The organism is Enterobacter cloacae complex sp. HYC080_NIDB, from assembly GCF_056673325.1.
This window is the reverse complement of record NZ_CP114212.1, coordinates 1,231,197-1,251,991: the sequence shown is the minus strand read 5'-3', so window position 1 is coordinate 1,251,991 and position 20,795 is coordinate 1,231,197. Positions and strand designations below refer to the sequence as shown.

Genomic DNA, 20,795 nt, shown 5'->3' with positions numbered 1-20,795 from the left:
GTGCCTTAATATCCCCATCGCCCAAAAGGGCATGCCCAGGAAAAAGAGAGTGAGTCAGGCCACGCGTATGCGCAAACGACACCGTTTTAACACCCGAATGACCCGCATCATACTGCTCATCAGCTTTCTGTTTTTCTTTGGCCGCTTCGTTTACTCTTCCATTGGCGCCTGGTATCACCATCAGGACAAGATCCAGTCGCAGCAGTCCAGCCTGAACGTCGACGCCGCTGATCGCTAGCCCGCCGGATGGTTTTGCACCAGCCGAATAATTCCTGCTATCCCTTTGCTAAGGATCTTATCCTGCCGCATTACGATAGCCAGCTGTCGCTGCAGCATGGGCGTCAGCGACATCACGCACAGCCCTTCACGGTCAGCCTCATGCGCTACCGCCATTCCTGGAACGATACTGTAGCCCAGCCCCACGCGAACCATACGCTTAATCGCCTCAATGCTGCCAAGCTGCATCACCGGTGCGATCGTTAATCTGCTGGCAGCAAACCAGCCATCAATGAGCGTCCGGGTACTACTGCCTGACTCAAAGGCGATCAGCGACTGAGCATGGAGCACCTCCGGGGTTAAGTGCCTGAAAGCGTCCTGCTGCGCCTGCGAAGAAATAAAGACAAACTCCTCGTCCATCACCGGCATGACGTCCAGCGCTTTGCCGCTGACCGGCAGCGTCACCAGCCCCATATCGAGACGGTTCTCTTCGATAGCCCGGACGATGTCGAGCGTGTTACCCGTGGTCACGCCCACCCGCAGGAGCGGATAGTCACGGCGCAGTTGCTCCAGTAACGGCGGCAAAAGATGGATACAGGCCGTCGCCCCCGTGCCAAGCGTAATGGTCCCGCTAACATCGTGTCTGAACGCACCCACGGACTGGAGGGTTTCATCCACCACCTGCTGAATGCGTTCCCCGTGGGCCAGCAGGGCCTCTCCGGCGGCCGTCGCCTTAATGCCTCGCCCGGTACGTTCCACCAGGCGCGTTTGCAAAAACTGCTCCAGCTGACGTACCTGCATGCTGACAGCGGGCTGGGAAATGCCCATCAGATCCGCCGCAGCGGAAAAACTGCCGCGCTGGATCACCAGCCGGAACGTCGCGAGATAGCCCAGATTAAGCGTCGTCATTCAAAGTTTCTCTTATACCGCGCATAAGGTTGCAGACCTGTTTGCACAATACCTCGCTCGCTATGCTGGGGACAACTGCATAACGGAATGAAACAATGGAAACTCCTGCCCTGCCTCGTCGACTCGCCCTCACTGCCGGATGTCATCAACTCATCAACTGGGGGATCTCGTTTTATATGCCCGGTACCTTCGCGCTGGCGATATCAGCCGATCGGGGGTGGTCATCACCACAGATTTACCTCGGCCTGACGCTGGCAATGCTGGTGATGGCGGCGGCCTCCCCTTTCGTCGCCCACCTGCTGGAACGCTTTGGCGGCCAGAGGGTGGTGATGAGTGGCACGTTGCTCATCGCCGCAGGCTGCGCGGGTATGGCATATACCCAGACGTTATTTGGTTGGTATTGCGTCTGGCTGATCACCGGCATCGGGATGCGCCTGTCGCTGTACGATGCGCTGTTCGCCGCGCTGGTGAACCTCTACGGTCAGCAGGCGCGAAGAACAATCTCACGCGTCACGCTGGCGGGCGGGCTGGCATCCGCCGTCTTCTGGCCGCTGGGTGATGGCCTGCTCCACCTTATGAGCTGGCAAGAGGCGCTAAGGGTTTATGCCCTCTTTGGCCTGCTGAGCGCGGCGCTGATCCGCTCGCTTCCCCGGCAGCGGCTAACGGTGACGACAAAGGTCACCGCGCCAACTCTGCGCAACGAACGACGAAACGGCTGGCTTTATGCAGCCTTCATCGCCCTTTTCACCTTTGTCTCCAGCGGTACGTCTACCCATCTGCCAGAGTTTATCGCCAGCTTCGGCCTGCCGGTCACGATCGGCATCCTGTGGGGGATAGGTCAGACGGGGGCTCGCTCGCTGGAGGTGCTGGCGGGTGCCCGCTTAACGCCGTTCAAACTGACCCTTTTCACCGCCCTTGCCATGCCGCTCTGCTTTCTGATTGGGCTAAGCAGCACCCGGTTTGCCTGGTGTGCCGCCGGGTTTGTGCTGGGTTTTGGTGCCATCAACGGGCTAATGACGATAGTCAAAGCGAACCTGCCGCTGGAACTGTTTAGCGTGGAGAGCTATGCCCGCCGCACCGGTATGCTGCTTATTCCTGGCCAGCTCACAGCAGCGGCTTCACCGTTTGCCTGTGCATGGTTAAACAAAACGCTGGGGATCGCCGGAACAATGTGGGTATCAACGGGGCTGACGCTGGTGATTGCCGGGCTGGCGATAGCGATTGTGCGCCGTCCCGGCAGGCAAACTGTAACGCACTGTATCCAGCGCACCACGCAGACAAACGGGTACAAAACACCGCCTCAGGCAAATATCACCGATACATAAAAATGGTTTTCTTTCCCTGTCGTCATTCATAACCGGAGGAGAGAGACCGATGATTCGTCGATATGTACTTTTACCCGTACTCGCCCTGGCATCTGTAGCGCATGTCCAGGCCACACCGCTGGGCAACCTCAGCGCCGCCGATGTTAATGGCCCAGCCGCCGTTGCGCCGTTGGCACAGCCACAGCCGCCCGCAAAGCTGATAGTCGATCCACCGCTTGCCGGGCCGCTGAGCAAAGGCGCGGTGTTTATTCAGTACCGGGCCGAAAACCTGCGCATTGAACCTGTATTTGGGCCCGACGCGCTGAAAGTCACACCTCGCATCGGCCACATCCACGTCGTGGTAGATGACGCGCCGTGGCACTGGGCTGACGCCAGCGGAGAGCCGGTGATTCTGGTGGGTCTGCCCGCCGGTAAGCACAAGGTGACGATTATTCTGGCCGATCCGACGCATAAGCCCCTCGATCACAAAACCATCGAATTCACCGTGCCGCCCCACGCGGCGATCCACCATTTTTAAGGAGTCTGAAGATGAAAGCACTGTCTGTACTGACAGCAGGCCTGCTGGCGCTTTCGGCCAGCGCTTTTGCGGAGAATAAAACCAGCGTCGTGCTGGTACATGGCGCGTTTGCCGACGGCAGCAGCTGGAATAAGGTGATTACCCGGCTGCAAAAACACCATACCGAGGTCATCGCCGTTCAGCTCCCGCTTACGTCGCTAAAAGATGACGTTGCGGCCACCCAGCGCGCCATCGCCCGTGCTAAGGGGGACGTCGTGCTGGTCGGTCACTCCTGGGGTGGCACCGTGATTAGCGAAGCGGGCAACGATGCACGGGTTAAATCGCTGGTTTACGTGGCGGCGTTCGCGCCGGATTCCGGCCAGTCGACGGCAGAGCTGGCGAATACCTTCCCGGCCCCGCCCGGAAGTGCAGGCATCGCTAAAACGGCTGACGGCGACTTATACCTGCCGACCGAAGCCGTCAGGAAGGATTTCGCACCGGATGTGAAACCGGCTGAACAACTGACCATCGCCGCCACGCAGGGGCCAATTAAAGCCGATGCATTTGGCGAAAAGGTCACTCACGCCGCGTGGCACAATAAGCCGAGCTGGTATGTGGTGAGTGAGAATGACAGGATGATTAACCCCGCGCTTGAGCGCGCGATGGCGAAGACGATCCACGCGAAAACCACCGGGGTCGCGGCGAGTCACGTGTCGATGGTGAGCCAGCCAGAGGCCATCGCCCGAACGATTGAGCAGGCGTTAGAAGCAAGGTAAGCGTTTCACAGGCCGGCTAAGCGCAGCGCCACCCGGCAAAAAACCCGCTTCAGTGCTTGCCTGTGGCGGGATAATCCTGATTAATCCACGCGTGGTCTTTTTCCCAGGTAAACATCCATTTGCGTACCGGGCCGGCCATCACGTTGAGATAATAGCTGTCGTACCCGGCCATCGTCGCCACCGGGTGATATCCCTTCGGCACCATGACCACATCACGGTCGTAGACCGCAATGCACTCGTCCAGCGTTCTGTCGTCGGTGTAGACGCGCTGCATGCAAAACCCCTGCTGCGGATTAAGACGATGGTAGTAGGTCTCCTCCAGGTACGTCTCCTGCGGCGGGTTATCCGTGTCGTGCTTGTGGCTCGGGTAGGAACTGGTACACCCTTCGTTGGTCCAGACCTCCACTACCAGCAGGCTGTCGGCAGATTTACCTTCCGGCAGAATGTTATGCACATAGCGCTGGTTTTGCCCCTTGCCGCGCGCCTCGCCGTCGATGTCCTGCGGCGCAATCAGCCGCGTCGGGTATGTGCCTTTGCCCGGCGCAGCACAGACGGCCAGCTCCAGCGTCGTCAGCGCCGTCACCTGCACCGTCTCCTGCGGGGTGACGTACACCGCCCACGGCTTAATGCGCTCAAACGGGCTCATCCGCTCGCCAATATCGTTAAACTGCGCGGAGGGCGTTCTGATGGAGGCGCGTCCGGCGACCAGCACCAGGCAGCGCTCTTCGTTGATGGCGGGCAGCGTCAGCACCTGCCCCTCCTGCAATTCATATGCCTCAAAACCGACATATCCCCAACCCGCACTTTCCGGCGTAACGGACTGGGTGCGCCCCTCAGCATTCGGCTGTTGCCAGCGTGATAACAGACGTGACATGTCACCTCCTCAGATAAGCCCGGCGTCGTGCGCCAGGCGGCTCAGGTTGTTATACCCCAGACGGGCATAGGTCAGCGGATGGGCTACCGCCGGATCCTGCTCCGCCTCGACCACCAGCCAGCCGTGATAATCCTGCGCTTTCAGCAGCCGCATGATCGGCGGGTAATCGACGCAGCCGTCACCCGGTACGGTAAATACGCCGCTTAGCACCGCATCGAGGAAGCTGGTTTTACGGTTTTTAACGTCCGCCAGCACGTCGGCACGCACGTCTTTGCAGTGAACGTGGTTGATGCGCGACGCCCATCGCTGCGCCACCGCCAGCGGGTCGGCTCCGGCAAAGGTCAGATGGCCGGTATCCAGCAGTAACCCCACTTCCTCACCGGTGTGGGTCATCAGGTTGTCCACGTCGTCGGCGGACTCAATCACCGTGCCCATATGGTGATGGTAGGCAATCTGCACCCCCTGCTGCTGCGTATAGCGGGCAAATTCGCTGAGCTTCTCCCCGTACTCCTTCCAGCGTTCCTGCGGGAAGCGCGGGCGCAGATGCACCGGGGTCTGCTGCTCGCCGTGAATACAGCCGCTCACTTCCGCAAAGACCAGCACCTTCGCCCCCAGCTCGCGCAGCAGCATCAGGTGGGGCTGCACGGCGGCGATCTCCTCCTCCACGCTGCGCTCCAGCAGGCGGCCAGAGTACCAGCCGGAGACCAGCTGCAGGTCGTGGCGCTGTAAAATCGGGCCGAGCAGGCGCGCCTCGCGCGGGAATTTATTGCCCAGTTCGAAACCGGCAAAACCGGCCTCTTTGCCTTCGCTCAGGCAGGTCTCCAGCGACGTCTCCGCGCCGAGGGAAGGCAGATCGTCGTTCGTCCACGTCAGCGGGTTAATGCCCAGTTGTACACTCATTGTCGTCTCCATTATGCGTGTCCGCGCTCGCGCCACCAGGCGATAAGCTGCAGGTAGTTGTCCCGGATGCGTGCCACCAGCTGCGCATCGTCAATATCGTGTTTCAGCCACGCGCGGGAGGCGTCGCCAAACAGCGTGCGCCCCACGGCGAAGCCTTTAACCAGCGTCTGCCCTGCGGCGGCTTTGAAGTCGGCACGCAGCTGCTCTGCCGGGGCATCCAGACCGAGGATCACCACCCCGCGGCAGTGCGGGTCCCGACGTTCGATAATCTCGTTCAGTGCCGTCCAGCCGCTGGCTGAGAGCGGCGGCAGTTTCCACCAGTCAGGGTAAATCCCCAGGTTGTAGAAACGGGAGATGGCGCGCAGGTAGAGCGCGTCGCTGCGCGGCATGCTGGCGGGCAATATCACCTCCAGCAGCAGTTCATGCCCGGACTGGCAGCAGGCGTGGTACACCTCGGCGATTTTCTGCTCCTGCTCAAGGCGCAGGCCGTGGGCATCTTCCGGATGGAAAAAGACCAGACATTTCACCACGTGCTCCTGCGGCCAGCTGATGAGCTGGGTGCCGATGTTACCGTGCTCCATCTCCAGCGGCCGGGAGCCCGGCAGCTCGATGGGACGACCAATCCACCACCCTTCTCCGGTGATAGCGTTTAGCGCATCCTGACCAAAGGTGCCGTCGCACAGCAGACCGGCTTTACCCTCCAGCCCGGCGCGGTTTGCCGCCTCGCGGCTGGCCTGGAGGATCAGTTGCTTCAGTGCCGGAATGCGCCCGATCGACGCACCGCACTGCAGCGCCATCTCTTCCAGCTGGCTGCGATGGTCGAAAGCCATCACGCACAGCTCCGGCCATTCGCGACGGCGGGTCGTCACCCGGTGGAGATGGTTAAGACGCGGGTCAAGATCCGGGCGCGGAACACGTGCGGCGCGAGAAAGATAATCATCCAGCTCTGTTTTGCTCGGCATCGCCGGAGCGCAGCCGTGGCGAGAGACCACCAGCGCACCGCAGGCATTGGCATAGCGGCACGCCTGCTCCCAGCCTTCGTCGTTCAGGTAACCGCGCAGCAGGCCGGACATAAACGCGTCCCCTGCGCCGAGGACATTCAGCACCTCGACGCGCACGCCGGTCACCGTCAGGCCGTCGTCCAGACGAGGCGGAATGGCATCGGTATAGACCGAACAGCCCAGCGCGCCGCGTTTGCAGACCAGCGTAGCCTGACTCACGCCACGCACCTGCCCCAGCGCCTGCAGGGTATCGGTGCTGCCGCCCGCAATGTGGAACTCCTCCTCGGTACCGACAATCACGTCGAAGAGGTGCAGCACCTCCTGCAGCTCGCGGGTGACCTTATCGGCGGCGATAAAGCGCGTTTCCCCGTCACCTAAGGAGGTCAGCCCCCACAGCACCGGACGGTAGTCGATATCCAGCACCGTGCGCACGCCGTGGCGGCGGGCATAGCCCAGCGCCGTCAGCACCGCCTCGCGGGTCTGGGGATGAGAAAGGTGAGTCCCGGTGATGGCAAGACACCGTGCGGAGGCAATGTAACTTTCGTCCACATCGCTGGCGGTAATCGCCATATCCGCGCAGTTATCGCGATAAAAAATCAGAGGAAAAGTGTCCCGGTCTTTAATGCCGAGCAGCACCAGCGCCGTGAGGCGTTCTTTGTCGGTAATCAGATGGCTGGTATCGCAGCCCACCTGGTTTAACTCTTCCCGCAGGAAGCGGCCCATATGTTCATCGCCGACGCGCGCCAGCATCGACGAGCGTAACCCCTGTCGCGCGGTGCCGTACGCCACGTTGCCGGACGACCCGCCAAGATATTTGGCGAAGCTCGACACATCTTCCAGACGGGCGCCAATTTGCTGACTGTAGAGGTCTACCGCCACGCGGCCCATGCATATCACATCAAACTGCTTTTCCACGTTGAACCCTCTTCAGACAATGTCGTTCACGTTCAGCCAGCGGCCTTCCAGGTGTGAGAGTGCTATCGCGTCCAGCACGCGAGACACCTTCCAGCCCTCTTCGAAGTCCGGCCACATCGGCGCGTCGGCGGCAATCCCGTCCACCAGGTCACGCACCTCCACCGTTTTTTGATCGTTAAAGCCAATCCCATGGCCTGCACCCATGCAGAACGCACCGTAGCCCGGGTGAGCCGGGCCGACGAGCAGCGTGCGGAACCCCTGACGGTTCACCGGGTCGTCATGCAGATAGAGCTTCAGCTCGGCCATGCGCTCCTGAGTGAAACTGATGGCACCTTTCGTCCCGGTGATGACATACGACAGCCCCATCTTGCGGCCGCAGGCGACGCGGGAGGTTTCAATGACGCCCTGCGCCCCGCCCGCAAAACGCACCATCGCGTGGGCCTGATCCTCGTTTTCGACGGCAATCATCTCTGTCGAACCCGCCTTCGCCGGACGTGCCGGGACCACGATCTTCAGGTCGCCGCAGACCTGCTCGATATCTCCCACCAGGTACTGGGCCATATTGACGATATGCGCCGCGAGGTCACCCAGCGCCCCCAGGCCTGCGGTCTCTTTGAAGCAGTGCCAGTGAATGGGCGAGAGCGGGTCGGCCATATAATCTTCATTGTGAGTGCCGTAGAAGTGGATCACCTCGCCAATCTCGCCGCGCGCAATAATCTCCTTCGCCAGCTGCGCGGTCGGGTTTTTCATGTAGTTGAACCCCACCAGCGTTTTCACCCCTGCCCGCTTTGCGGCGTCGACCATTTCACGCGCGTAATGGGCGTTGAGCGCCAGCGGCTTTTCGGCGTAGACGTGTTTGCCGTGACGGATCGCCTCCAGCGCCATCTCTTTATGCAGATGGTTGGGAGAGCAAATATCCACCACGTCAATGGCCGGGTCGGCCACCAGCGCCCGCCAGTCCCCGGTGGAGCGGTTGAAGCCAAACGCCTGCGCCCGCGCTGCCGCCAGTTCCGGCGTAACTTCCGCCACCATCTCGCGCACCAGCCTGCCGCGCAGGTTGAACACCGTCGGGGCCTGGGCATAGGCGATGGCGTGCGCCTTGCCGATATACCCGGTGCCAATCAATCCAATACGAACCTCTTTCATCATGATCCTCACAGTGCGCCGCGACGGCTCTTGGCGTAGGTGTCAAACGCCACCGCCAGAACGATAATTAATCCGGTGATAATTTGCTGGTAGTAGGCTGAGACGTTCATCAGCACCAGGCCGTTAATCAGAATGCCCATGATGATGGAGCCGATAATGGTGCCGCCAATACGCCCGTAACCGCCCATCAGCGAGGTACCGCCGATCACCACCGAGGCGATGACGCGCAGCTCAAAGGAGATCCCGGCTACCGCCTCGGCGCTTCCCAGACGCGCGCTCAGAATGAAGCCCGCCAGCCCCGCCAGACAGCCAATCAGCACGTAGACGCTGACCAGCACGCGCTTGACGTTCACCCCCGCCAGGCGTGCCGCCTCCGGGTTTCCGCCAATGGCGTAGACGAAACGGCCCCAGCGGGTTTTATGCAGCGCCAGATACCCCCCGAGGGCGACGAGGGCGAATATCCAGATGGGAATGGAGATGCCGAGCAACTCCCCGCGCCCCCACCAGCGGTAACCCGGGTCGAAACCGGCAATCGGCGCGCCGTCGTTAATCACCAGCGTCAGGCCACGCCAGATGGTCATCCCGCCGAGGGTGACAATAAACGGCGGCAGGCGCAGGCGGGTGACGCCCAGACCATGCAGGAAGCCAATTGCCGTGCCCATCGCCAGACAAATCCCCAGCCCAATCAGCCAGCTCATGCCACCCCAGGCGTTCGGGTCGACGGTGGTGAAGTTGTCGCCCTTGATCACGTACGCCGCAGTCATGGCGCACACCGCCAGAATGGAGCCGACGGAAAGGTCGATCCCGGCGGTCAGGATGACGAAAGTCATCCCCACGGCCATGATCCCGTAGATGGAGACTTCGGTTAAAATGTTGAAAATATTGCGTTCAGAGAAAAAGTTGCTGTTCTGCGACTGGAAGAAGATCAGCAGCAGGATCATGAAAATCAGCACCCCGAATCGCTCGAAGAAGGCGATGGGATCGATGCGTCCGGCGCGTTTGACCGGGGCCTGCGTTTTAGAAATCATCTGCGTCATGAGAAACTCCGTTATGCCGCGTTCAGGGCGTTGTGGTTGATGGCCATCATCGTCATCAGCCGTTCTTCGTTAGCGTCGTCACCGTGGATCTCGCCGGTCACCCGCCCTTCACTGAGGGTGATGATCCGGTCAGATACCGCCATCACTTCAGGCAGATCGGAGGAGATCACGATCACCGCCACGCCCTTTTTCGCCATCTCAAACAGCACCTGGTGGACTTCCGATTTGGTGCCCACGTCGATACCGCGCGTCGGCTCATCGACAATCAGCACGCGAGGATTGAGCGCCATGCAGCGCGCGAGGATCACCTTTTGCTGGTTACCGCCGGAGAGCTTGCGCACCTCCTGCGCGCTGTTGACCATTTTGATCTGCAGCGCCTGGCGGTAGGACTCAATCAGATCGTCCTCTTTGCGGGTATTCACGAACCAGCGCCACTGCAGCAGCGAGGAGAGGCAGGAGAGCGACAGGTTGTCGCGAATCGACAGCCCCAGCACCGCCCCCTCTTTTTTACGGTCTTCCGGTACCAGCGCCACGCCCTGATCGAGGGCGTAGAGCGGGTCGCGCGGCTGGTACGGCACGCCGTCCAGCTCAAAGCTGCCGGAGGTAAAGGCATCTGCGCCGAACAGACAGCGCGCCACTTCGGTACGCCCCGCGCCCACCAGGCCAGCAATCCCTAACACTTCCCCGGCGTGGACGTGGAAGCTGATGTCGTGCAGGGCAATGCCGTGGGGATCGAGCGGCGGCTTCTCGCGGCTCAGCCCCTTCACCGCCAGGCGGACGGGTTTATCTTCATGATGCGTTTCGCTGGCCGGACGACGATTAAAGGCCACGTCGCGCCCGACCATCAGGCGGATCAGCTGCTCAACGTTGGTTTCCGCCACCGCACCGGTACCGGTGAAACGGCCGTCCTGGAAAACGGTGAAGCGGTCGCAGAGCTGGAAAACTTCATGCAGACGGTGGGTAACGTAAATAATGCTCACCCCGCGGTTTTTCAGCTCACGCACCACGCGGTGCAGGCTTTCCACCTCGCTGTCGCTCAGCGCGGCAGAAGGTTCATCCATGATAATCAGCCTGGCGTTGAGGGTCAGCGCCCGGGCAATCTCCACCATCTGCTGCTGGGCGACGCTCAGGCGGGCCACTGGCGTGGTTGGCGCAACGTTCAGCTCCAGGTAATCGAGAATGACCTGCGCCTCCTGGTTAACCGCTTTTTCGTCGACGATCAGGTTACGTTTGCGCGGTTCGCGCCCGAGAAACATGTTTTCCGCGACGGTCATATTGGGCAGCAGGTTAAATTCCTGATAGATGGTGATAATGCCCTTGTTTTGCCGCTCAACGGGGGAATCATCCACCGGCAGCATTTCGCCGTTAAACCAGATATCCCCCCGGGTTTGCGGCTGCGCGCCCGCGAGCGCCTTCAGCAGCGTGGATTTTCCCGCTCCGTTTTCCCCCAGCAGGGCATGGATCTCCCCCGCGCCGACGGTCAGCTGAGCGCTGCTCAGCGCCCAGACGCCGGAAAAACTTTTGGCCAGGTCGGTCACTTTCAGTAAGGGTTGCGACATCGGTCTGCTCCTCCTTTAGAGTGCGCCGCCGCTCGCGCGGCGGCTGCGGATACGTCAGTTACCGGCCTCACCGATACGTTCAGCCTGCTGCAGATTCTCTTTGGTGATCAGCGTCGGCGGGTAGTCGGCCCCGGTGATGGCTTTCTTCTCGCGCACGTTGGCCACCAGCTGGCTCATCGCCGTCTGCACCGCAAAGCCCGGACGCTGATCCGCCGTTACTGCCAGCCAGCCGTCGCGCACGCGGGCCAGCGCTTCCGGTACCGCATCAAAACCGGTGACCAGAATTTCGCCCGGCTTCACGCCCTGGCTCTGCAGCGCTTCAATCGCGCCCAGCGCCATATCGTCGTTAGCGGAGAGGATCACCTGCGGGCGTTTCGGCAGAGAAGGCAGAACGCTTTCCACGATGCGCATCCCTTCCGAACGCATCCAGTTTCCGGTCTGATCGGCGACGATCTTGTACTTATCCCCGCCCGCCTTCAGGCTGTCGCGGATCCCTTTGGTGCGTTCAATATTGGAGGAGGAGCCCGGCTGACCGGTCAGCAGAATAATCTCCGCCCCGTCGGGGAATTTGGTTTTCACGAAGTCGCCAATCGCCTGGCCGCCTTTGTAGTTATTAGCCCCGAAGTGCGGCACTTTTTTCTGGCTGTCGACGGAGCGGTCAAGGGTCACCACCGGCAGCTTCGCATCCTGAATTTCATCTACCGCGCTGGAGACCGCGTTTACGTCATTCGGGGAGACGATAAAGCCCTGCGCCCCACGAGTGATGGCATTTTCCAGGTCAGCCACCTGTTTCGGTGAACTGCCCTGCCCGTCCAGCACCTGAAGCTTCACGCCCATCTCTTTTGCGGCTTTCACCGCCGTGCGCTGCATGTGTACTTCAAACGGCATGGCCAGGTTTGGCGTACTGAAAACAATTTGCTCGTTTTCGGCGAGGGCAGCCCCGGACGTCATGGCGATGAGGGCGGCTACGATCAGTTTTTTCATTATTATGTCTCTCTGTGTAGGGTGGTTGTGTTTAGAGGACGATCTCGCGCTGGCTTCGCAGCGACTCCAGCGCTTTATCCGCGAGGTACAGCGCACGTTCACCATCATCACCGCTGCAGTCAGGCACCGCTTCGCCGCGCAGGACCGCAACAAAGTGTTCCCATTCCGCGGCGTAAGCGGATTTGTAGCGCTGCAGGAAGAAGTGTTCCGGCAGCGCGCTGGTGCAGCCCTGTTTGCCGTAGTGCTGCACCTGGTTTTCCAGAATATTGCCCGCGCACAGCAGCCCTTCGGAGCCGTGCAGCTCCAGGCGCTGGTCGTATCCGTAAGATGAGCGGCGGCTGTTGACGATGGTCGCCATCGCGCCGGAGGCATATTTCAGAACGATAAATGCGGTGTCGATATCCCCCGCCTCGCCAATCGCCGGATCGACCAGGTTACTGCCCTGGGCATAGACCGACACCGGCTCTTCGCCCATGATGAAGCGCGCCATATCAAAGTCGTGAATGGTCATATCGCGGAACATGCCGCCGGAGACACGCACGTACTCTGCAGGCGGCGGAGACGGGTCGCGGGAGATTATCAGCAGCGATTCCGGCTTGCCGATGCGCCCGGCCTGGGCGTCGGTTTTCACCCGGCGGAACTGCGGGTCAAAGCGGCGGTTAAAGCCGATAAACAGCGGCACGTCGTACTCTTTGACCACTTTCAGGCAGTCGCGCACGCGGGCAAGGTCGAGGTGTACCGGTTTTTCGCAAAAGATGGCTTTGCCATGGCGGGCGGCCATTTCAATCAGATCGGCATGGGTGTCGGTCGCGGAGGCAATCAGCACGGCATGAACGTTAGGGTCGGTCATCGCCTCAATCAGGCTCTGCTGGCGGGCCTGATACTGCGTGGCGAGACGGGTGGCAAATTCTTGATTCGGGTCAACCACGGACCAGAGCGTGGTCGCGCCGTGGCTGGCGATGTTAGCTGCATGTACCTGGCCAATTCGGCCAGCGCCCAGTAAAGCAATGTTAAACATAACGGCTCCCGGTGTTGGTGAATGCTGTGAACTAACGACCCTATAAATAAAACATTTATTTCATTTCTATAAATAGTGAAAATTATGTTTTTGAGTGCGAGTTAACACTTTTGAGATGAATGAGATAAATTTTGTTATCAATCTCACAACATAGGAGAACAGCCATTTCCCCCTCACCCCAGCCCTCTCCCTCAGGGAGAGGGAGTAAAAACCGCACCGATTCGGCCCCTCTCCCTGAGGGAGAGGGTTAGGGTGAGGGGAAACAAAAAAATGAAATGAAAATTTCGTTACGGCGGGAAAACTTAATACTGGCGGGCTTTTTTCACCTGCGCCTGCGTTTGCAGAGCGGCTTCACGCACGGCAGAAGACGCCGCCACCTGCGCGTCGCCGGTTCGCCACCACGAGGCGTAGTCATGGGTCATGGTCTTCGGCAGCACCTTGATGTCCAGCAGCGTCGGGCCCGGATGCGCGCGTGACGCCTCCAGCGCCGCCAGCAGGCTTTGCTCATCGTTTACCCGCCACGCGCGGCAGCCGTAGCTTTCAGCGTTTTGGGCAAAATCGACCTTCACCAGCGGCCCGTCCAGCCGTCCGGTTTCCGGGTTGCGATGGCGGTTTTCGGTACCAAAGCTCCCCATGCCGTGCCCCATCTGCAGATTGTTAATGCAGCCAAAGCTGGCGTTATCAAACAGCAGAACGGTGACCTTAATCCCCTCCTGCACCGCGGTTTGCAGCTCGGAGTGCAGCATCATGTACGAGCCATCCCCCACCATGGCGTACACCGGCTGGTCGGGTCTGGCGAGCTTCGCACCGATGGCCGCCGCAATCTCGTAGCCCATGCAGGAGTATCCGTATTCCAGGTGATAGCTGTCCGGCGTTTTCACCTGCCAGAGCCGCTGTAAATCGCCCGGCAGCGATCCGGCCGCCCCCACCACGATGGCGCTATCTTCAATATGCTGGTTGATCAGCCCCAGCACCCGCGTCTGGGTCAGGCGAGTGTTGAGCGTTTCGCCATATTCCACCAGCTGGCTATCCAGGTGCCCTGCCACTTCGGGCGCATCAGCAGGATGCCACTGGCGATCCCACAGGCGACGGCACTCGTCGCGCCACGCGGATTTCGCCTGGGCGATCGCGTCTCCCCAGCTGCTGCGATAATCGCCGAGCGACTGGGTTAAGGCCTGAAGTCCGGTTTGAGCATCAGCGATCAGTGCGGTGGCGTCCAGCTTCAGGGCGTCGAACTCCGCCACGTTCAGCAGCAGAAATTCGACGTCCGGATGGGAAAAGAGCGCCTTGGAGCCGGTGGTAAAGTCCGTAAGACGCGTGCCGATGCCAATCACTAAATCCGCCTGGGGCGCGAGCTGGTTGGCCGCCAGTCCCCCCGTCACCCCAACGCCACCCAGGTTAAGTGGGTGGTCACTTACCAGCGCCCCCTTCCCGGCCTGGGTTTCGGCAAACGGCAGCTGCAGCGTCTCGACAAATTCGCGAAACGCCTCATGCGCGCCGGAATAGCGCACGCCGCCGCCGCACACCACCAGCGGACGACGCTTGCGGGCGATCAGCGCCCGCGCCTGCGCCAGACGCTGCGGGTCAGGCGGACGACGTTCGATGTGGTGCACGCGGCGCGCGAAGAAGCTCAGGGGATAATCCCAGGCTTCCCCCTGCACGTCCTGCGGCAGGCAGAGGGTCACCGCCCCGGTATTGGCGGGGTCAGTAAGCGTTCGCATCGCGCTTAGCATGGCGCTCATCAGCTGCTCGGGACGGTTGATACGGTCCCAGTAGCGAGAGACAGGACGGAAGCAGTCGTTGGTGCTGATGCTGAGATCTTGATACTGCTCGATCTGCTGCAGCACCGGGTCCGGCTGGCGGCTGGCGTAGATATCGCCCGGCAGCAATAGCAGCGGAATGCGGTTCGCCGTAGCGGTTGCCGCCGCGGTCACCATATTGGCGGCGCCCGGCCCGACGGAGGAGGTGACGGCGAAAATGCGCTGACGGCGGTGCTGTTTGGCGAATCCCGTCGCCATATGGGCAATGCCCTGCTCGTTGCAGCCCTGCATCACCTGCAAATGGCCCGGATCTTGTTCCAGCGCCTGGCCGATGCCGAGCACGTTACCGTGCCCGAAAATAGTCGCCACGCCCTCCACGAAGGGCATTTCGTCGCCATCCACGCTGACGTATTGTTGATTAAGGAACCGGACCAGCGCCTGGGCCATAGTCATACGTTCGGTTTGCATAACGCCTCCTGTCAGCCCAGCGTTGGCATGGAGAACGCAGCGCCTGTCTCCTGCTGCATTTCCGGCCAGCGTGCGGTGATGGTTTTCATTCGGGTGTAGAAACGCACACCGTCGTTGCCGTGGACGTTGAGCGCACCAAAGATAGAGCGCTTCCAGCCACCGAAACTGTGGAATGCCATCGGCACCGGGATCGGCACATTGACCCCGACCATGCCCGCCTGCACCTCTTCGCAGAAGCGACGCGCGCAGCCGCCGTCACGGGTGAAAATTGCCGAACCATTACCATATTCATGGCGGTTAATCAGGTCCACCGCGCTGGCGTAATCTGCTACGCGCACCACAGAAAGCACCGGGCCGAAAATCTCTTCTTTATAGATGGTCATCTCCGGGGTGACGTTATCAAACAGCGTCGGCCCGACGAAGTAGCCCTGCTCGTGTCCCTGCACGCTGAAGCCGCGACCGTCAACGCGAAGGGTCGCGCCCTGCGCTTCCCCGCTGTCGATATAGCCCAGCACCTTGCTGCGGTGCGCCGAGGAGATGAGCGGCCCCATTTCGTTTTCCGGCGTCTGGTCCAGACCCGGCCCGACGCGCAGGGCGGCAATCTGTTTTTCCAGCCGGGCGCAGAGGTCATCGGCGGTTTTATCCCCCACCGCCAGCACCACCGAGAGCGCCATGCAGCGCTCCCCCGCCGCACCGAAGCCTGCACCCATAATGGCGTTGGCGGCCATCTCCATGTCGGCATCCGGCATGAGAATACAGTGATTTTTCGCGCCACCCAGTGCCTGACAGCGCTTTCCGTGGGCGGATGCGGTCTGGTAAATGTATTCGGCAATCGGCGTGGAGCCGACAAAGCTCACCGCCTGCACGCGCGGGTCGGTCAGGAGCACGTCAACGGACTCTTTGTCACCCTGCACCACGTTGAACACGCCGTCCGGCAGGCCAGCCTCTTTCAGCAGCTGCGCCAGCGCGAGCGCCAGGGAGGGATCTTTTTCTGACGGTTTCAGCACGAAGGTGTTTCCGGTCGCCAGCGCAATCGGGAACATCCACATCGGCACCATCGCCGGGAAGTTAAACGGCGTGATCCCAACGCAGACCCCGAGCGGCTGCATCAGCGAGTGGCTGTCAACGCCGGTGCCGACGTTGGCTGAGTGCTCACCTTTTTGCAGATGCGGGATACCGCAGGCAAATTCCACCACTTCCAGACCACGGGTGAGTTCGCCCACCGCGTCGGAGAAGACCTTGCCGTGCTCTTCGCTGATGAGACGGGCCAGGCGATCCATGTTCTCTTCCAGCAGCGCCTTGAAGCGGAACATCACGCGCGCGCGCTTAAGCGGAGCATGACGCGCCCACGCAGGAAACGCCTGATGCGCGGCGGCAATTGCCTGCTCCGTTTCCTGTGCCGTACTCATCACCACCTGGCGGATCTGCTTGCCAGTGGCCGGGTTGAAGATCGCCTGAACGCGCTGGCCTGAACCGGTGACACATTCGCCGTGAATAAAATTCGCTACCGTCTCCATCCTTAACCTCTCGCTGTTGATACGTGACTGTTACCTGAACACTGTGTACCGAACACTATATATGAAACAAATATTCCATTTTAAGTTGAAATAAAATAAATGATGATTATTGTGATCAAGGATGGATTTTTATGTTAACAGCCAACAATACTGACGCAGCGTGCGCTATTAAGGCATTTCGGGCGTGGGAATGACTGAAGCTTCTGTTTCATTTTTGCTGCCAGATGGATGGCCGACATTTAAAAGACGCGGTTTTGCGTTTAGAATCACAGGACTGTATTTGGGGGATAACATGACGACAGCAACCAGCCTGAACGAACTGCAGCAGCAAATCCGCGATCGCTACGATAGCCTGAGCAAGAGGCTGCAGCAGGTCTCCCGCTATGTGCTGGATAATACGAACAGCGTGGCCTTTGATACGGTTGCCGTGATTGCCGAGCGCGCCGACGTGCCGCCCTCGACGCTGATCCGCTTCGCCAACGCCTTTGACTTCACCGGCTTCAACGAAATGAAACAGCTGTTTCGCATGAACCTGGTGGAGGAGACCGCCAGCTACAGCGACCGTGCCCGGCTGTTCCGCGAAATGGAGAGCGAGGCCGTGCCCGAAACCCCGCTCGATATCCTGCAGGAGTTCGCCCGTTCAAACGCCCAGGCGCTACAGCAGCTGGCCGCCCGCGCCGAACCGGAAATGCTGGAGCGCGCGGTACAGCTGCTGGCCGACGCCGACACCATCTACATCGCCGGTCTGCGCCGCTCCTTTAGCGTCGCGGCCTACCTCACCTATGCCCTGAGCCACCTGGAGTGTCGCCCTATTCTGCTCGACGGTATGGGTGGGATGCTGCGCGAGCAGATCAGCCGCATTAAGGCGCGCGACATTGTGGTATCGATCAGCTTCTCGCCGTATGCGGAAGAGACGGTGATGGTCAGCGAAACCGCCGCCAGCGTCGGCGCGCGGCAGATTGTGATTACGGACAGCCAGATCAGCCCGCTGGCGACGTTCAGCGATCTTTGCTTTGTAGTGAAAGAGGCACAGGTGGACGCGTTTCGGTCCCAGTCGGCGACGCTGTGCCTGGTGCAGTCGCTGGTGGTGGCACTGGCTTATCGGTTGGGTGAAGGGAAGTGAGGGATAAACAAAAACTGTATGAGCAAGCGTGAGATCAGAGGGATATTATCCCCAATCGAATACTAATCAGAAATAAATATGCAGAAAGAACAATTCATATGGAGTTTAAAATGGATTCATATTTAGATATTTTGCCTAAAGGTTGTACAGCTGTTGCTGTCAAAACCAAGGGGCACAACTTTTTCATCGATCATAAGGGATTATCATCTACTGGTTGTTGGGTTGTATCAAAAGACAGGGTCGATGATTATGTAATTGTTTTTCACCAAACAAGCACCCTTAATCATATCTACATTGGTGAATTTGTCGAAAAAAAAAGCTGAAGAGTATACCGAAAGAAAAGGAAAGCAATATCCGCGCTATCGAATCTACATAAAAAATCTGAAATTAGCCTTAAAAACAAATACAAACTGGACTTCTTTTGTTGGAAAAGGCAATGGGGGCTTCGAAAGGATATATTTGAAAAACGAAGGACAGGTAAATCCTAGATATTTAGATCCCGACTCAACTGAAGCCGAAGAGGGATATAGAAAAGACTCAAGTCGAATGACAAGTGCAAGAGATAAAAAATTAGCTGAAGCACGGAAGAAAAAGGATAACTACACTTGTCAGTCATGTGAGAAACGATACTTCGTAAACAATAAATACATTATAGATTGTCACCACATAAATCCAATCAGTTTAGGAAAAAGAAAAACAATTTTAGATGACCTTATTTCGCTGTGCCCAACATGTCATCGAATTGCACATACTCGAATTCCCCCATATTCTTTGAAAGAGTTAAAAGGCTTTGTAGAAAGCTTTACTTAAATGTACGCTTTATAAAATATATTAAAAAATGACGAAATTAGTTCTAAACTTCGTATTTTTGAATTTTGACAGGAAATTTTACAGTCGTGTAGATGTTTAGCTGGTCAATTTACGGGATAATAGCACAGTCATCTCCGCGGAGCAGGACTGAGGGGCGAATACGCCCTTCAGTCCCTTTGCCAAGGCATAGCACAGAGTGAGAGCCGTTTTACAAAGAGCAGAACTCCCAAAGGAAATCAAACACTATCTCCCTATGAGGTGGTTTGAGGTGACAATAAAAAACCCTCTGTAAAAAAGAGGGTTAAATTCACTTTTACCTGTTCATGAAAACACAGGAAGAGTTATCTGCTTATTCCCATTCAATCGTAGCCGGTGGCTTACCGCTGATGTCATACACCACGCGGGAAATACCGTTCACTTCGTTGATGATGCGGTTAGACACGCGGCCTAAGAAGTCATACGGCAGGTGCGCCCAGTGCGCGGTCATGAAGTCGATGGTTTCCACCGCACGCAGGGAGACAACCCAGTCGTACTTACGGCCATCACCCATCACGCCGACAGAGCGAACCGGCAGGAACACGGTGAACGCCTGGCTTACCTTGTTGTAAAGGTCAGCTTTGTGCAGCTCTTCGATGAAGATCGCGTCTGCGCGACGCAGCAGGTCGCAGTACTCTTTCTTCACTTCACCCAGTACGCGCACGCCGAGCCCCGGGCCCGGGAACGGGTGACGGTAGAGCATGTCGTACGGCAGACCCAGTTCCAGACCGATCTTGCGTACTTCATCTTTGAACAGCTCGCGCAGCGGTTCAACCAGACCCATCTTCATCTCTTTCGGCAGGCCGCCCACGTTGTGGTGAGATTTGATGACGTGTGCTTTACCGGTTGCTGAAGCAGCTGATTCAATCACGTCAGGATAGATAGTGCCCTGTGCCAGCCATTTAACGTCTTCCAGCTTCAGCGCTTCTTCGTCGAACACTTCCACGAATACGCGGCCGATGATTTTACGCTTGGCTTCCGGATCGTTCTCGCCTTTCAGCGCGTCCAGGAAGCGCTGCTCGCCTTCCACATGAACGATGTTCAGACCGAAGTGGTCACCGAACATGTCCATCACCTGCTGGGCTTCGTTCAGACGCAGCAGACCGTTGTCCACGAAGACGCAGGTCAGGTTTTTGCCGATGGCACGGTGCAGCAGCATCGCGGTCACGGAGGAGTCGACGCCGCCGGAGAGGCCGAGGATCACTTTGTCATCACCAACCTGCTGGCGGATACGCTCCACGGCGTCGTCGATGATTTTTGCCGGGGTCCACAGCGCTTCACACTGGCAGATGTCGCGCACGAAGCGCTCCAGCATGCGCATACCCTGACGGGTGTGGGTCACTTCCGGATGGAACTGCACGCCGTAGAAGCGCTTTTCTTCGTTCGCCATGATAGCGAACGGGCAGCTTTCGGTGCTGGCAACGGTTACGAAATCAGACGGGATAGCGGTGACCTTGTCGCCGTGGCTCATCCACACGTCCAGCAGCGGTTTGCCGTCAGCGGTCAGGGAGTCTTCGATACCACGCACCAGTGCGCTGTCGGTGACGACTTCTACCTGTGCATAGCCGAACTCACGCTCGTTAGAGCCTTCTACGTGGCCGCCCAGCTGCATGGCCATGGTCTGCATACCGTAGCAGACACCGAATACCGGCACGCCTGCTTCGAACACGTACTGCGGCGCGCGCGGGCTGTTCTCTTCGGTGGTGCTTTCCGGGCCGCCGGACAGGATGATGCCGCTTGGATTGAATTCGCGAATCTGTGCTTCCGTGACATCCCACGCCCACAGTTCGCAGTAAACGCCCAGTTCACGTACGCGACGCGCCACCAGCTGAGTGTACTGAGAACCAAAATCGAGGATGAGGATGCGATGTTTATGAATGTTTTCCGTCATTGACGCTAATTCCGAGGCAAGTGAAACAGATTAA

Annotated in this window: 19 protein-coding genes; 7 read left to right on the top strand and 12 right to left on the bottom strand. The window is 59.0% G+C overall.

The features are described from left to right. The first annotated feature begins 49 nt into the window (after positions 1–49). Positions 50–238 carry a YfgG family protein gene (locus tag O1723_RS05955; protein ID WP_028014036.1) on the top strand — a complete coding sequence of 63 codons (189 nt, stop codon included), beginning with the start codon at positions 50–52 and terminating at the stop codon, positions 236–238. Here O1723_RS05955 and O1723_RS05950 read toward each other — a convergent pair. Next, the gene (locus O1723_RS05950; RefSeq protein ID WP_479983865.1) at positions 235–1,125 is read right to left on the bottom strand and encodes a LysR family transcriptional regulator; all 891 of its coding nucleotides are present in this window, start codon (positions 1,123–1,125) and stop codon (positions 235–237) included. The two genes, O1723_RS05955 and O1723_RS05950, sit on opposite strands and share 4 nt — an antisense overlap. 95 nt (positions 1,126–1,220) lie before the next feature. On the opposite strand from O1723_RS05950, the gene O1723_RS05945 reads away from it, so the two are divergent. From O1723_RS05945 to O1723_RS05935, 3 genes are read left to right on the top strand one after another with little or no spacing between them, the layout of a single operon-like run. Next, positions 1,221–2,450, top strand: coding sequence for an MFS transporter (locus tag O1723_RS05945; protein WP_023337597.1), 1,230 nt, complete (start codon positions 1,221–1,223; stop codon positions 2,448–2,450). Positions 2,451–2,499: 49 nt separating this feature from the next. Continuing rightward, positions 2,500–2,967, top strand: coding sequence for a DUF6130 family protein (locus O1723_RS05940; RefSeq protein WP_014884786.1), 468 nt, complete (start codon positions 2,500–2,502; stop codon positions 2,965–2,967). A gap of 11 nt (positions 2,968–2,978) precedes the next feature. Next, complete coding sequence (locus O1723_RS05935) at positions 2,979–3,722, top strand: alpha/beta fold hydrolase (RefSeq protein ID WP_023337598.1); 744 nt, start codon at positions 2,979–2,981, stop codon at positions 3,720–3,722. 49 nt (positions 3,723–3,771) lie between these two features. Here O1723_RS05935 and iolB read toward each other — a convergent pair whose 3' ends face one another. From iolB to O1723_RS05885, 10 genes are all read right to left on the bottom strand, one after another. After that, positions 3,772–4,596, bottom strand: coding sequence for a 5-deoxy-glucuronate isomerase (gene iolB / locus O1723_RS05930; RefSeq protein ID WP_023337599.1), 825 nt, complete (start codon positions 4,594–4,596; stop codon positions 3,772–3,774). A 9-nt stretch (positions 4,597–4,605) separates the two neighbouring features. Next, positions 4,606–5,496: a myo-inosose-2 dehydratase gene (gene iolE, locus O1723_RS05925; protein ID WP_023337600.1), complete on the bottom strand. Its 891-nt coding sequence runs from the start codon at positions 5,494–5,496 to the stop codon at positions 4,606–4,608. Positions 5,497–5,507: 11 nt separating this feature from the next. Further along, the gene (locus tag O1723_RS05920; RefSeq protein ID WP_023337601.1) at positions 5,508–7,412 is read right to left on the bottom strand and encodes a bifunctional 5-dehydro-2-deoxygluconokinase/5-dehydro-2-deoxyphosphogluconate aldolase; all 1,905 of its coding nucleotides are present in this window, start codon (positions 7,410–7,412) and stop codon (positions 5,508–5,510) included. Between the two features lie 12 nt (positions 7,413–7,424). Then, positions 7,425–8,558 carry a Gfo/Idh/MocA family protein gene (locus tag O1723_RS05915; RefSeq protein WP_248190648.1) on the bottom strand — a complete coding sequence of 378 codons (1,134 nt, stop codon included), beginning with the start codon at positions 8,556–8,558 and terminating at the stop codon, positions 7,425–7,427. An 8-nt stretch (positions 8,559–8,566) separates the two neighbouring features. Beyond that, positions 8,567–9,595 carry an ABC transporter permease gene (locus O1723_RS05910; protein WP_014884792.1) on the bottom strand — a complete coding sequence of 343 codons (1,029 nt, stop codon included), beginning with the start codon at positions 9,593–9,595 and terminating at the stop codon, positions 8,567–8,569. A gap of 11 nt (positions 9,596–9,606) precedes the next feature. Further along, positions 9,607–11,154, bottom strand: coding sequence for a sugar ABC transporter ATP-binding protein (locus O1723_RS05905; protein WP_023337603.1), 1,548 nt, complete (start codon positions 11,152–11,154; stop codon positions 9,607–9,609). A 54-nt stretch (positions 11,155–11,208) separates the two neighbouring features. After that, positions 11,209–12,138 carry a sugar ABC transporter substrate-binding protein gene (locus O1723_RS05900; protein ID WP_008502118.1) on the bottom strand — a complete coding sequence of 310 codons (930 nt, stop codon included), beginning with the start codon at positions 12,136–12,138 and terminating at the stop codon, positions 11,209–11,211. 31 nt (positions 12,139–12,169) lie between these two features. Then, entirely contained in the window at positions 12,170–13,156 is a 987-nt protein-coding gene (iolG, locus tag O1723_RS05895) for an inositol 2-dehydrogenase (RefSeq protein ID WP_023337605.1), read from the bottom strand. A 302-nt stretch (positions 13,157–13,458) separates the two neighbouring features. Further along, complete coding sequence (gene iolD, locus O1723_RS05890; protein ID WP_032665845.1) at positions 13,459–15,384, bottom strand: 3D-(3,5/4)-trihydroxycyclohexane-1,2-dione acylhydrolase (decyclizing); 1,926 nt, start codon at positions 15,382–15,384, stop codon at positions 13,459–13,461. An 11-nt stretch (positions 15,385–15,395) separates the two neighbouring features. Further along, positions 15,396–16,901, bottom strand: coding sequence for a CoA-acylating methylmalonate-semialdehyde dehydrogenase (locus tag O1723_RS05885; RefSeq protein WP_248190623.1), 1,506 nt, complete (start codon positions 16,899–16,901; stop codon positions 15,396–15,398). Positions 16,902–17,193: 292 nt separating this feature from the next. Between O1723_RS05885 and O1723_RS05880 the strand changes: the two genes are divergently transcribed. The 3 genes from O1723_RS05880 (at position 17,194) to O1723_RS05870 (ending at position 18,834) form a co-directional block, all read left to right on the top strand. Continuing rightward, positions 17,194–18,024 carry a MurR/RpiR family transcriptional regulator gene (locus O1723_RS05880; RefSeq protein WP_008502123.1) on the top strand — a complete coding sequence of 277 codons (831 nt, stop codon included), beginning with the start codon at positions 17,194–17,196 and terminating at the stop codon, positions 18,022–18,024. A 110-nt stretch (positions 18,025–18,134) separates the two neighbouring features. Beyond that, a complete protein-coding gene (locus O1723_RS05875) occupies positions 18,135–18,347 on the top strand; it encodes a hypothetical protein (RefSeq protein ID WP_248190626.1) in 213 nt (70 codons plus the stop codon). Then, a complete protein-coding gene (locus O1723_RS05870) occupies positions 18,328–18,834 on the top strand; it encodes an HNH endonuclease (RefSeq protein ID WP_333145007.1) in 507 nt (168 codons plus the stop codon). The genes O1723_RS05875 and O1723_RS05870 overlap by 20 nt, the downstream gene beginning before the upstream one ends. Before the next feature lie 349 nt (positions 18,835–19,183). On the opposite strand, the gene guaA is transcribed toward O1723_RS05870, so the two are convergent. Beyond that, entirely contained in the window at positions 19,184–20,761 is a 1,578-nt protein-coding gene (gene guaA / locus O1723_RS05865) for a glutamine-hydrolyzing GMP synthase (protein WP_006811514.1), read from the bottom strand. Between the last annotated feature and the right edge of the window lie 34 nt (positions 20,762–20,795).

What these genes read in the sequence shown, in the direction of transcription:
- O1723_RS05875 (WP_248190626.1), top strand. Translation starts at nt 18,135, where the DNA reads ATGGATTCATATTTAGATATTTTGCCTAAAGGTTGTACAGCTGTTGCT.
- iolG (WP_023337605.1), bottom strand. Translation starts at nt 13,156, where the DNA reads ATGTTTAACATTGCTTTACTGGGCGCTGGCCGAATTGGCCAGGTACAT.
- iolE (WP_023337600.1), bottom strand. Translation starts at nt 5,496, where the DNA reads ATGAGTGTACAACTGGGCATTAACCCGCTGACGTGGACGAACGACGAT.
- guaA (WP_006811514.1), bottom strand. Translation starts at nt 20,761, where the DNA reads ATGACGGAAAACATTCATAAACATCGCATCCTCATCCTCGATTTTGGT.
- O1723_RS05945 (WP_023337597.1), top strand. Translation starts at nt 1,221, where the DNA reads ATGGAAACTCCTGCCCTGCCTCGTCGACTCGCCCTCACTGCCGGATGT.
- O1723_RS05885 (WP_248190623.1), bottom strand. Translation starts at nt 16,901, where the DNA reads ATGGAGACGGTAGCGAATTTTATTCACGGCGAATGTGTCACCGGTTCA.
- O1723_RS05950 (WP_479983865.1), bottom strand. Translation starts at nt 1,125, where the DNA reads ATGACGACGCTTAATCTGGGCTATCTCGCGACGTTCCGGCTGGTGATC.
- O1723_RS05880 (WP_008502123.1), top strand. Translation starts at nt 17,194, where the DNA reads ATGACGACAGCAACCAGCCTGAACGAACTGCAGCAGCAAATCCGCGAT.
- O1723_RS05915 (WP_248190648.1), bottom strand. Translation starts at nt 8,558, where the DNA reads ATGAAAGAGGTTCGTATTGGATTGATTGGCACCGGGTATATCGGCAAG.
- O1723_RS05905 (WP_023337603.1), bottom strand. Translation starts at nt 11,154, where the DNA reads ATGTCGCAACCCTTACTGAAAGTGACCGACCTGGCCAAAAGTTTTTCC.
- O1723_RS05940 (WP_014884786.1), top strand. Translation starts at nt 2,500, where the DNA reads ATGATTCGTCGATATGTACTTTTACCCGTACTCGCCCTGGCATCTGTA.
- iolD (WP_032665845.1), bottom strand. Translation starts at nt 15,384, where the DNA reads ATGCAAACCGAACGTATGACTATGGCCCAGGCGCTGGTCCGGTTCCTT.
- O1723_RS05910 (WP_014884792.1), bottom strand. Translation starts at nt 9,595, where the DNA reads ATGACGCAGATGATTTCTAAAACGCAGGCCCCGGTCAAACGCGCCGGA.
- iolB (WP_023337599.1), bottom strand. Translation starts at nt 4,596, where the DNA reads ATGTCACGTCTGTTATCACGCTGGCAACAGCCGAATGCTGAGGGGCGC.
- O1723_RS05900 (WP_008502118.1), bottom strand. Translation starts at nt 12,138, where the DNA reads ATGAAAAAACTGATCGTAGCCGCCCTCATCGCCATGACGTCCGGGGCT.
- O1723_RS05935 (WP_023337598.1), top strand. Translation starts at nt 2,979, where the DNA reads ATGAAAGCACTGTCTGTACTGACAGCAGGCCTGCTGGCGCTTTCGGCC.